The following is an 11,250-nucleotide window of genomic DNA, read 5'->3' as shown; positions in this document are numbered from 1 at the left end:
CGGATTGTTCTCCCACCGCGAGATTTCTAGCGAGCCCCCCGACTCTCTTCTGCGTCAGAGCCCTAGCGCTGCGCCAACCTGTCGCGCAGGCTCTTCGGCCGGATATCCGGCCAGTTCTGTTCGATGTAGTCCAGACACGCCGCTCGATCGGCTTCGCCGTAGATGACCTTCCAGCCATCCGGAACGTCTGCGAATGTCGGCCACAGACTGTGTTGCTCCTCATCGTTGATCAAGACGAGAAACCGCCCATTGTCATCGTCGAACGGGTTGATGCTCACGTGGTCCTCCCCATCGTCGAGTCGACCAGTGAAATCGTTCAACAACCCAGACGCGGGGCCTCCAGCTCCGCACCTTGTGTATCCGATGGTTGTTTCCTGTGGCCCACTCCAGCTATGACTTAACTCGTTGCAGGACGTCAGCATATCCACATATCTTGACAGGGGTGCAGAAATTCGAGATCCAAGAATATTCTGTTGCTGTGTCGAAGACTTTCAACTTCTCACTCGACTCGACCGTCTGTGTTGAGCAAATCCTTGCCGCTTTTGGCGAACGGGACTACTGGATGGATCGGCTGTCGACCTTCAACGGGATCGACACACTCGAGAGCCTGGAGGTCGACCCCGACGGCTCGGTGACCGCCGTCATGGTCAAAGACGTGCAGCGTGGTCGAGAGCCGTCGCCACTCGCCAAGTTCTTTCCGCAGAACTGGCGAGTGGTGCAACGCGAGGCCTGGCATCCCATCGACGCAGACCAGGTCAGCGGGGACGTCAGCATAGCGTCGGACGGAGTCCCCGGATCCGCCGCCGGGGCAGCCCTGTTAGCGCCGATCGCAACGGGGTCGCGCCTCAAATGCGCAGCTAGAGTGGAGTTCAAGGTCCCACTGGTCGGCGGACAGATCGAGAGCGTGATGGGTCGCATCCTGGTCCAGAACGTCACCGCAGTACAGCACTTCACGGCCGATTGGATCACTGCGCACCGGCGCGGGTGAGCGGCATCAAGCAGCGTTTCGCAATGCCCGAGCCGGCCCTGCTCGCCATGGCGCCAATGGGCGACGGACATGACATCGCTGTAGTTCAATCCAGCGAAGCGAACTGTTCTGACGCCTGGGCGCCCTGACGCAACATGGCCCGATAGGAACCGGCAGCCAGGGGTCGACGTAGCGAATTAGCAAATTCAGAGAAGCGCCAATCATACGATTGCAGGCGGTGTGGCGCCTGCGGAGGCGAAGCGGATTGAGTTAGCCATGAAAGCCCGGATTTTTATTGCCGAATCACATTCAAGATCGCGCCCCCAAAAGTTTGCATGCGCAAATACCGGCGAACTTCCCATGCTGCGCCAAAGTTGCCAGAAGACGATTATTGACTAGTGAAACAAACGGACACCTGCGAAATTCGTCGTGTCATTGCGCAGATCTTGATTGAAATGCCGAGAACCGATCCCGGCGAGGCTCAGCTGACGCTCGCCAACACAAATGGCAGAACCTCTGTTACGCCAGCGTTACGCAGCATGCGCGTGGCCATGGTCAGCGTCCAGCCGGTGTCGGTCATGTCGTCGACCAAAAGGACCGGCCCCTTCGAATCCAGTTGTGGCCGCTCCCAAGCACCCTCCAGGGCAGCCACCCGATAGGCCGAATTCGCGGCGGTGACAGGCCGGTGCTGCGGGGTGTAGCCGAGGGTGCCCAGGTTCGTCAGGCGCCCGATCTCAGCCAGGCGCTGCACGGTCGACGAGATCAGCATCGGATGCGTATGGGAGTCCAGCCCAATCACGGCCGCCGGCCGGCGATCCCAGTCCCAGGCTTTGAGTACCTCGACAGCGGCGGCCACGACGTCGTCGGGCACGTCACCGTCGGGCCCGGCCAACAGACGCCGTAGTCGCGCCCCCCAGCCCAGATCGGTGAGTCTGCCGATCGCGCGGCCGGGCGCCGCGCCCTCGGAGATCCGGCCCGAGAGCGGCACGCCGAGTGCCGCCAGGCCCGACGGCCACTGCTTGCGTGGAGCCACCAGGACACCGGGCCTGGACAACCGTTGTGCGGTGTCGGTGACGATGTCCTGCGCCACCGTGGCCTCGTAACGCCGGCCGGTGCAGTTGTCACACCGCCCGCACTGCGCACCCGGGGTCAGGTCGGGATCGTCGAGCTGACCGCGCAGGAAAGCCATGCGGCAGCCGTCCGTGGCCTGATAGTCGAGCATCGCCTGCTGCTCCCGGCGCCGCGCCTCGTCCAGAGCCCGGTAGCGATCCTCGTCGTAGCTCCAGGGGGCACCGGTACCGACCCAGCCGCCCTTCACCCGGCGGACCGCACCGTCGACGTCGAGCACCTTTAGCACCATCTCCAGGCGGGACCGGTTGAGATCCACCAATGGTTCCAGTGCCTGCGTGGACTGCGCACGGTCGGTCTCCAGCGCGCCGATCACGTTGCGCACCATAGATTCTGACGGAAACGCCACCGAGGCGAAGTACCGCCAGACGTCCTGATCCTCGGTGCCGGGCAACAGGATCACCTCGGCGCTGTCAGTCGCCCGCCCGGCGCGTCCGACCTGCTGGTAGTAGGCAATCGGAGACGACGGCGCCCCCAGGTGCACGACGAACCCCAGGTCCGGTTTGTCGAAACCCATCCCCAGTGCCGATGTCGCCACCAACGCCTTGACCCGGTTGTCGAGCAGGTCGGCTTCCAGTTGTTCACGTTCTCCCGCGTCGGTGGACCCGGTGTAGGCGGCGACCTTGTGCCCTCGCTCGGCCAGCAGCGCCGCTACGTCCTGAGCCTGGGCCACCGTCAGCGTGTAGATGATGCCCGAGCCGGGCAACGAATCCAGGTGCGCCGCGATCCAGGCGGCACGTTGTGCGGGGGTGCCCACCTGCACCACCGCCAGCCGCAGGGACTCGCGGTCAAGGCCGCCCCGCAACACCAGGGTGTCGGACCCCCCGACGCCCAGTTGTGCCGCCACGTCGCCGACCACGCGGTCGTTTGCGGTCGCGGTGGTGGCGAGAACCGGTATCTGCGAACCCAATTCACCGATCAAGGTGCGAATGCGCCGGTAGTCCGGCCGGAAGTCATGGCCCCAGTCCGATACGCAGTGCGCCTCGTCGACCACCACCAGACCGGCGTCGGCGGCCAGCGCCGGCAGGACGTTGTCACGGAAGTCCGGGTTGTTGAGCCGCTCGGGACTGACCAGCAACACGTCGAGTTGGCCGTCCGCGACCTGCTGGTGAATGGCGTCCCATTCGGTGACATTGCCGGAGTTGATCGTGGCGGCCCGAACGCCGGCGCGCTCGGCCGCGGCCACCTGGTTGCGCATCAGCGCCAGCAGCGGGGAGACGATCACGGTGGGCCCACGCCCGGAGGCCCGCAGCAGCTTGGCCGCGATGAAATAGACCGCGGACTTGCCCCACCCGGTGCGCTGCACCACCAACGCGCGGCGGCGCTGGACCACGAGGGCCTCGATGGCGGCCCACTGATCGTCGCGCAGTACCGCGGCGGGCCCGGCCAGTTGTTCGAGGATCGACTGAGCCTGCTCACGGGTTGCCATGGCCCCATCATGCCGGGCTCGGCAGACACTCCCACAAAGCACACTGGGCCCCCCGATCCCGGAAGGCCCAGTGCGTCAGTGCTTGAAGATCAGGCCTTCGCCTTCTCAGCTTCCTGTTCGCGCTTGATCTCGAGTGCGATGTCGATGAGTTGGTCTTCCTGACCGCCGATCAGCTTGCGCTGGCCGACGCGCAGCAGCAGCTCGTGGGCGGGCACCCCGTAGCGTTCGCCCTGGCGCACCGCGTGCTTGAGGAAGCTGGAGTACACTCCCGCATAACCCATCACCAGCGCGTTGCGGTCGAGCAAGCATTCGGCCGGCATCGCCGGGGCGACGACCTCTTCGGCCGCGTCGGCGATGTCGAAGAAGTCGATGCCGGTCTTGACGCCGATCTTGTCGAAGACGCCGACCAGCGCCTCGACCGGGGCGTTGCCCGCACCCGCGCCGAACCGACGACACGAGCCGTCGATCTGCTTTGCCCCGGCGCGCACGGCCTCGACACTGTTGGCCACGCCCAGACCGAGATTCTCGTGGCCGTGGAAACCGACCTGAGCGTCGTCACCGAGTTCGGCGACCAGCGCCGAAACCCGGTCGGCCACGCCTTCGAGCACCAGGGCACCCGCGGAGTCCACGACGTAGACGCACTGGCAGCCGGCATCGGCCATGATGCGGGCCTGGGCGGCCAGCTTCTCCGGAGAGATGGTGTGGCTCATCATCAGGAACCCGACGGTCTCCAGGCCGAGCTCGCGGGCCAGCCCGAAGTGCTGGATCGCCACGTCGGCCTCGGTGCAGTGGGTGGCGATGCGGCAGATCGAGCCACCGTTGTTCTGGGCTTCCTTGATGTCTTCCTTGGTGCCCACCCCGGGCAGCATCAGGAAGGCGATCTTGGCTTCCTTGGCCGTCTCGGCGGCCAGCTTGATCAGCTCCTGCTCCGGGGTCTTGGAGAACCCGTAGTTGAAGCTCGACCCGCCCAGCCCGTCACCGTGGGTGACCTCGATGACCGGGACACCCGCGGTGTCCAGGGCGGCCACGATCGCGCCGACCTCGTCCTTGGTGAACTGGTGGCGCTTGTGGTGCGACCCGTCGCGCAGCGACGTGTCGGTCATCCGGACGTCCCACACGGGGTTGAAGAAAATGTCACTCATGCCTGAGCTCCTTGCGATGACGACAGGGCACGCGCACCCGCCATTTCCCTGGCGATCTCCTCGCCGACCTTGGTCGCCGCGGCGGTCATGATGTCCAGATTTCCAGCGTAGGGCGGCAGGTAGTCACCGGCACCCTCCACTTCCACGAACACGGTGACCAGGTGGTTTCCGCCGTTGACCACCGACGGTTCGTCGAACTGCGGTTCGTTGAGCAGCCGGTAGCCCGGTACGTAGGTCTGTACCTCGGCCACCACGTCCTTGATCGACTGTGTGATCGCGGCGTGGTCGGCGTCCTCGGGGATCGCGCAGAAGATGGTGTCGCGCATGATCATCGGCGGCTCGGCCGGGTTGAGGATGATGATCGCCTTGCCCTTTTGCGCGCCGCCGATGTCGCGCACACCCGCGCTGGTGGTCTTGGTGAACTCGTCGATGTTGGCGCGAGTACCCGGACCGGCCGAGGCCGACGACACCGACGCCACGATCTCGGCGTAGGGCACGTCGACCACGCGCGACACGGCGTAAACCATCGGGATGGTGGCCTGGCCACCGCAGGTGACCATGTTGACGTTGGGGGCGTCGAGGTGCGCGCGCAGGTTGGCCGGCGGGATGACGCCGGGGCCGACCGCGGCCGGGGTCAGGTCGATGGCCCGGATACCGGCCTCTTCGTAGCGCGGCGCGGCGTCACGGTGCACGTAAGCACTGGTGGCCTCGAACACCAGATCCGGCTTCTCGTTCTGGGCCAGCAGCCAGTCCACCCCCTCATGGGAGGTTTCCAGGCCGAGCTTGCGGGCCCGGGCCAGACCTTCGGATTCCGGATCGATGCCGATCATCCAGCGCGGCTCGAGCCATTCCGAGCGCAACAACTTGTACAGCAGGTCGGTGCTGATGTTGCCCGACCCGACGATGGCAACTGACGCTTTCTCAGCCATGTTTCGGCTCCCTTATTCGAAACTCAGTCGTACTGAACCTAACCCGGCGAAGTCCGCGACGAAATCGCTGCCTGCAGGTGCATCTATCGCACGCGTGCACGAGCCCGGCAAGACGATGTCACCGGCCTTCAGCCGCACCCCGAAGCTCTCCACCTTGCGGGCCAACCAGGCCACTGCGGTCACCGGATTTCCCAGCACCGCATCGCTGCGTCCCTCCGCCACGACCTCGCCGTGGTTGGTCAGGACCGCGTCGATGTTGCAGATATCGATGTCCTTGGGCGAGACCCGCGCCTCCCCCAGCACCCAGCCGGCGCTGCTGGCGTTGTCGGCGATGGTGTCGCACAACTTGATCTGCCAGTTGGTGATGCGGGTGTCGATCAACTCGATGGCCGGCGCGAACGCGGCCGTCGCGGCGAGCACGTCCTCCTCGGTGCACCCGGCCCCGGGCAGATCGTCGGCCAGGATGAACCCGACCTCGACCTCGACGCGCGGGTACAGAAAGTTCGAGGACTTGACCGGGACGTTCTCGAACACCTCCATCTCGTCGAGGAGATGGCCGTAATCCGGCTCGTCGACACCCATCATGTCCTGCATGGCCTTGCTGGACAGCCCAACCTTGTGGCCGATGACGCGCGCCCCTTCGGCGACCCGCTGCCTGATGTTGATCAGCTGGATCTCGTAGGCATCCACCACGTCGATATCGCTGTACCGATCAGTCAGCGGCGTCATCGGAACCCGACTCCGCTCCGCCTGAGCGAGATCGGCCGCGAGCTCGTCGCGCACCTCGACACTAAGCATTTTGGTGAATTCCCCTCGCTTCTTTGACCGGCGCAGTTGTCCACAGGCCCGGCAATTCTATAACGTGTTCTACATGACTGGACAGGAGTACGACGTTGTCGTGGTCGGCAGCGGCGCTGCCGGCATGGTCGCCGCCCTCACCGCAGCCCACCAGGGCCTCTCGACAGTAGTCGTAGAGAAGGCGCCGCACTATGGAGGTTCCACTGCGCGGTCAGGTGGTGGGGTGTGGATCCCGAACAACGAGATTCTCAAGCGTGACGGGGTAAAAGACACCCCCGAGGCCGCCCGCACCTACCTGCACAAGATCATCGGTGACGTGGTGCCCGCGGAGAAGATCGACACCTACCTCGACCGCTCTCCGGAGATGCTCTCGTTCGTCCTGAAGAACTCGCCACTGAAGCTGTGCTGGGTGCCCGGGTACTCCGATTACTACCCCGAGACGCCCGGCGGCAAGCCCACCGGACGCTCGGTCGAGCCCAAGCCGTTCAACGCCAAGAAGCTCGGCGCCGACGAGAAGGGCCTGGAGCCGCCATACGGCAAGGTGCCGATGAACATGGTGGTGATGCAGCAGGACTACGTCCGGCTCAACCAGCTCAAGCGTCATCCCCGCGGCGTGCTGCGCAGCATCAAGGTCGGCGTCCGCTCCGTGTGGGCCAACGCCACCGGCAAGAACCTGGTCGGCATGGGCCGCGCCCTCATCGCCCCGCTGCGCATCGGCCTGCAGAAGGCCGGCGTCCCGGTCCTGCTGAACACCGCCCTCACCGATCTCTATGTCGAGGACGGCGTAGTCCGCGGCATCTATGTCCGCGACACCACCAAGGGTGAAAGCGCCGAGCCGCAACTGATCCGGGCGCGCCGCGGCGTCATCCTGGGTTCGGGCGGGTTCGAGCACAACGAGCAGATGCGGGTGAAGTACCAGCGCGCACCCATCACCACCGAGTGGACCGTGGGCGCGGTGGCCAACACCGGTGACGGCATCCTGGCCGCCGAAAAGCAGGGTGCGGCATTGGAATTCATGGAGGACTCATGGTGGGGCCCGACGGTCCCGCTGGTCGACTCGCCGTGGTTCGCCCTGTCCGAGCGCAACTCCCCCGGCTCCATCATCGTCAACATGGCCGGCAAGCGGTTCATGAACGAGTCGATGCCCTATGTCGAAGCCTGCCACCACATGTACGGCGGCGAGTACGGCCAGGGCCCCGGCCCCGGCGAGAACATCCCCGCCTGGCTGATCTTCGACCAGCAGTACCGTGACCGGTTCATCTTCGCCGGTCTGCAGCCCGGGCAGCGCATTCCGAAGAAGTGGCTGGAATCCGGCGTCATCGTCAAGGCCGACACCCTCGAAGAGCTGGCCGCCAAGACCGGTCTGCCCGCCGATGCGTTCGCCGCGACCATCGACCGGTTCAACGGCTTCGCCCGCTCCGGGGTGGACGAGGACTTCCACCGCGGCGAGAGCGCCTACGACCGCTACTACGGCGATCCCACCAACAAGCCCAACCCCAACCTCGGCGAGATCAAGCACGGACCGTTCTACGCGGCCAAGATGGTGCCGGGTGACCTGGGCACCAAGGGCGGCATCCGCACCGACGTGAAGGGCCGGGCCCTGCGTGACGACAACTCCGTGATCGAAGGCCTCTACGCCGCGGGTAACGTCAGCTCACCGGTGATGGGTCACACCTACCCCGGCCCGGGCGGCACCATCGGTCCCGCCATGACGTTCGGATACCTCGCGGCGCTCGACATCGCCGGAAAGGGCTGACATGCCAATCGATCTCGACAAGGCGCTGGGCGCCGAGCTGGAACCCATCGAGTTCTCCTGGACCAGCAGCGACATCCAGCTGTACCACCTGGGCCTCGGCGCGGGCGCCGACCCGATGAGCGCGCGTGAACTGAGCTACCTCGTCGACGACACCCCGCAGGTGCTGCCGACCTTCGGCAACGTCGCGGTCAGCTTCCACATGACCGAGCCGCCCAAGGTGCAGTTCCCGGGCATCGACATCGAACTGTCCAAGGTGCTGCACGCCAGCGAGGCCGTCAGTGTGCCCGGCCCGATCCCCACCAGCGGCACCGCCAAGTCGGTGCAGCGCTTCACCGAGATCTGGGACAAGGGCAAAGCCGCCGTCATCGTCAGTGAATCCACGGTCACCGACGAGTCCGGCAAGGTGCTGTGGACCACCAAGAGATCGATCTTCGCCCGCGGCGAGGGCGGTTTCGGCGGCGAGCGCGGCCCGGCCACCTCGAACGAATTGCCCGATCGCGCACCGGATGTCGAGATCTCACTGCCGACACTGCCGCAGCAAGCCCTCCTGTACCGGCTGTGCGGCGACCGCAATCCCCTGCACTCGGACCCGGCCTTCGCTGCTGCAGCAGGTTTCGAGCGGCCGATCCTGCACGGGCTGTGCACCTACGGCATCGGCTGCAAGGCCATCGTCGACAATCTGCTCGACGGCGACGTCGCCCAGGTGGCCTCCTACGGCGCCCGGTTCGCCGGCGTCGTGATCCCCGGCGAGACCCTGCAGGCCAACATCTGGAAGGAAGACGGCAAGTTCATCGGCGTGCTGACCGCACCGTCGCGGGACAACGCCGTCGTGCTCTCGGGTGTGGAGCTCGTCCCGGCCTAGCTTTTCCTTCTTCGCCCGCTTTGTCCGCCCGCTTTGTCCACCCGCTTTGTCCGCCCGCTTTGTCCACCCGCTTTGTCACGCTGGAGTGGCTGTCGACCTCGACAGTCACTCCAGCGTTGCATTGGAGGATGAATGCCGTTGGCGGCCCTCCACTTTGTCACGCTGGAGTGGCGGTGGGTCCCGACAGCCACTCCAGCGTGACAAAACAATCGCCTTGGCGCCGCAGCCATGCACGCGATAGCACAGATCCGCCGTCCCGTCACCTGTCACGCTGGCGTGGCTGTGGACAGCGAGTGTCACGCCAGCGCCTGGGGATAACTGATGTGACGGCTACGCCGTTGCGCTGCAGACTTTCCCGCTATGGGGGAACCATTCGTCGGCAGTAAAGCCGTTGCCAACGGCGAACTACTCAAGAGCGCACTTCGCACGCACTACACCAGGGTGTTCCGGGATGTGTACGTGAGCCCGGGTACCGAACTGACGCCGCTCATTCGGGCCCAGGCGGCTTGGCTGTGGTCCCGGCAGCGCGGCATCATCGCCGGAAACTCGGCAGCAGCTGTACACGGGGCGAAATGGGTCGATCCGAAGTCTCCGGTGGAAATGATCCACTCGAACCGCAATCCGCTTGTGGGACTGCGGATCCGAACCGAAGCGATCGAAGAGGACGAGATAGTTCGCTTCGGCGAGGTCCCAGTCACCTCATTGGTCCGCACGGCACTCGACATCGGCAGTTGGTACCCACGCGATGACGCGGTGGCGGCGCTCGATGCGCTTGCCCGCGCCACTGACCTCAAGGTCGCCGACGTCGAATTGTTGACCCAGCGGTATGCCCGGCGTAGGGGTATTCAACGCGCCCGCACCGCGTTGAACTTGATGGACGGCGGCGCTCAGTCCCCGAAGGAAACCTGGCTGCGACTGATCCTCATCGATGGCGGCTTGCCACGACCGCAAACTCAGATTCCCGTCTTCGACGCCCCCGGCGACCCGTTTGCTTATCTCGACATGGGTTGGGAGGACATCAAAGTCGCGGCCGAGTACGACGGCGAGGAACACCGAGCCAGCAGTTGGCGATATGGCTGGGACCTGAGGAGGGCCGAGCGAATACAGCGGCAGGGCTGGATCAACGTCCGGGTCTCGGCAGGCGAAAGTCCAGACAATGTTCTGCGTCGGGTGGTCGCGGCTCGGGCACAACGATTGTCACGCTAGCGCGACGTCGAACCTCGAGAGCCGCTCTGGCGTGACACAGCGGCCGCGTCGGGGCCAGCGAACCCGCACGTTGTCACGCTGGAGTGGCTGTCGGAGTCGAGAGCCACTCCAGCGTGACAATGGGACGCGACGACGACCGATGACCACCGACGCGACGACGCGACCAAACGAGCGCTATCGGCCCGAACCCGTGCTACATCCGCTTCCAGAGATCGTCCCCACCCGAATGACGCGGGGCCTCGGGTGCCACCGGAATCGGGCCGGGAGCCGGCTGGCTCGGCGCGGCAGCGGCGGGCGGGGCCGACGCTGCGGGCGGGGCTGAATGCGTGACCGGAGGCGCCGAATGCGGAGCCGACGACGCGGCCCCACCGGAGCGGTCGTTCAGTTGGGTCTCGCGGGCATCCAGGCCGGCTTCGCGGCGATCCTGAGCGGCATCGCGGTCATTCTGCGCCGTCTCGCGATCGTTCTGCTGCTTGTCCCTCTCGTTGAGCTTGGCCTCGCGCTCTTCCTGCTGCTGTTGCGGGTTCGGGCCGCCGGGACCACCCGGGCCGCCGGGCTGGCCGGCACCGGGCTGACCGGCACCGGGCGCACCGCCGTTCTCGCCGCCGCCCTTGGCGCCTTCCATGGCCTTCATCAGCGGCTCCATGAGCGAGCCGAACTGGCCGCCCATCTGCCCCGCCATCTGGGACGGGGCACTGGCCATCTGCCCCATCTGGCCCAGCTGACCCATCATCTGGCCGAGCTGGCCGACGCCCTGACCGCCGGACTCGTCGGCCTTCTCGTAGGCGCCCTGAGCATCCGAAAGCTTGGCGTTGAACATGTTCTCCTTGGCCGACAGCGCCGTCACATTCGTGGTCAGCGAGGTCGCCAGGGTTGGCAGGATGCCGGCGATGGTCATGCTCATCGCGTCTTCCCCGGGCTGGATGGGCGGCATCTCGGGCAGTTGCATCGATGCCGGGTTCCAGGTGAGCGGAGCAAGAACCTTGACTGGCTCATTCACCGTTACTGACTCCTTCTCCTTCGGACCGACACA

At 65.6% G+C, this 11,250-nt stretch carries 10 protein-coding genes; 4 read left to right on the top strand and 6 right to left on the bottom strand.

What is annotated here, in order from left to right; translation table 11 throughout:
- Positions 1-62 precede the first annotated feature (62 nt).
- On the bottom strand, positions 63-278 hold the full coding sequence (locus K6L26_RS05690) for an MbtH family protein (protein WP_019346209.1): 216 nt from the start codon (positions 276-278) through the stop codon (positions 63-65).
- A 164-nt stretch (positions 279-442) separates the two neighbouring features.
- On the opposite strand from K6L26_RS05690, the gene K6L26_RS05685 reads away from it, so the two are divergent.
- Positions 443-988, top strand: coding sequence for a DUF2505 domain-containing protein (locus K6L26_RS05685; RefSeq protein ID WP_221852854.1), 546 nt, complete (start codon positions 443-445; stop codon positions 986-988).
- Positions 989-1,448: 460 nt separating this feature from the next.
- Here the strand turns inward: K6L26_RS05685 and K6L26_RS05680 are convergent, their stop codons facing one another.
- From K6L26_RS05680 to K6L26_RS05665, 4 genes are all read right to left on the bottom strand, one after another.
- Positions 1,449-3,524: a RecQ family ATP-dependent DNA helicase gene (locus tag K6L26_RS05680; protein ID WP_019346212.1), complete on the bottom strand. Its 2,076-nt coding sequence runs from the start codon at positions 3,522-3,524 to the stop codon at positions 1,449-1,451.
- Between the two features lie 89 nt (positions 3,525-3,613).
- Positions 3,614-4,666 (bottom strand): 4-hydroxy-2-oxovalerate aldolase, encoded by a 1,053-nt coding sequence (dmpG, locus tag K6L26_RS05675; RefSeq protein WP_221852853.1) that lies wholly within the window; start codon positions 4,664-4,666, stop codon positions 3,614-3,616.
- A complete protein-coding gene (locus K6L26_RS05670) occupies positions 4,663-5,595 on the bottom strand; it encodes an acetaldehyde dehydrogenase (acetylating) (RefSeq protein WP_019346216.1) in 933 nt (310 codons plus the stop codon). Before K6L26_RS05670 ends, dmpG begins: the two co-directional genes overlap by 4 nt.
- 12 nt (positions 5,596-5,607) lie before the next feature.
- Positions 5,608-6,393 (bottom strand): 2-keto-4-pentenoate hydratase, encoded by a 786-nt coding sequence (locus K6L26_RS05665; RefSeq protein WP_019346217.1) that lies wholly within the window; start codon positions 6,391-6,393, stop codon positions 5,608-5,610.
- A gap of 73 nt (positions 6,394-6,466) precedes the next feature.
- Between K6L26_RS05665 and kstD the strand changes: the two genes are divergently transcribed.
- The 3 genes from kstD to K6L26_RS05650 all read left to right on the top strand — a co-directional run bounded on the left by kstD (position 6,467) and on the right by K6L26_RS05650 (position 10,217).
- Positions 6,467-8,149 (top strand): 3-oxosteroid 1-dehydrogenase, encoded by a 1,683-nt coding sequence (gene kstD / locus K6L26_RS05660; RefSeq protein ID WP_036392860.1) that lies wholly within the window; start codon positions 6,467-6,469, stop codon positions 8,147-8,149.
- A 1-nt stretch (position 8,150) separates the two neighbouring features.
- Positions 8,151-9,011, top strand: coding sequence for an enoyl-CoA hydratase ChsH3 (locus K6L26_RS05655; RefSeq protein WP_047036188.1), 861 nt, complete (start codon positions 8,151-8,153; stop codon positions 9,009-9,011).
- 360 nt (positions 9,012-9,371) lie between these two features.
- On the top strand, positions 9,372-10,217 hold the full coding sequence (locus K6L26_RS05650) for a hypothetical protein (protein WP_221852852.1): 846 nt from the start codon (positions 9,372-9,374) through the stop codon (positions 10,215-10,217).
- Between the two features lie 193 nt (positions 10,218-10,410).
- Here the strand turns inward: K6L26_RS05650 and K6L26_RS05645 are convergent, their stop codons facing one another.
- Positions 10,411-11,217, bottom strand: a complete 807-nt coding sequence (locus tag K6L26_RS05645) for a hypothetical protein (RefSeq protein ID WP_043369407.1) — start codon at positions 11,215-11,217, stop codon at positions 10,411-10,413.
- Between the last annotated feature and the right edge of the window lie 33 nt (positions 11,218-11,250).

The organism is Mycobacterium farcinogenes, assembly GCF_019739075.1.
GTDB lineage: Bacteria > Actinomycetota > Actinomycetes > Mycobacteriales > Mycobacteriaceae > Mycobacterium > Mycobacterium senegalense.
Note: the sequence above shows the minus strand (reverse complement) of the source record. Positions and strands in the feature narration are given on the sequence as shown.

Excerpts from the sequence above, each read along its gene's own strand:
- K6L26_RS05655 (WP_047036188.1), top strand. The coding sequence starts at position 8,151 with ATGCCAATCGATCTCGACAAGGCGCTGGGCGCCGAGCTGGAACCCATC.
- K6L26_RS05680 (WP_019346212.1), bottom strand. The coding sequence starts at position 3,524 with ATGGCAACCCGTGAGCAGGCTCAGTCGATCCTCGAACAACTGGCCGGG.
- dmpG (WP_221852853.1), bottom strand. The coding sequence starts at position 4,666 with ATGAGTGACATTTTCTTCAACCCCGTGTGGGACGTCCGGATGACCGAC.
- K6L26_RS05650 (WP_221852852.1), top strand. The coding sequence starts at position 9,372 with ATGGGGGAACCATTCGTCGGCAGTAAAGCCGTTGCCAACGGCGAACTA.
- kstD (WP_036392860.1), top strand. The coding sequence starts at position 6,467 with ATGACTGGACAGGAGTACGACGTTGTCGTGGTCGGCAGCGGCGCTGCC.
- K6L26_RS05665 (WP_019346217.1), bottom strand. The coding sequence starts at position 6,393 with ATGCTTAGTGTCGAGGTGCGCGACGAGCTCGCGGCCGATCTCGCTCAG.
- K6L26_RS05670 (WP_019346216.1), bottom strand. The coding sequence starts at position 5,595 with ATGGCTGAGAAAGCGTCAGTTGCCATCGTCGGGTCGGGCAACATCAGC.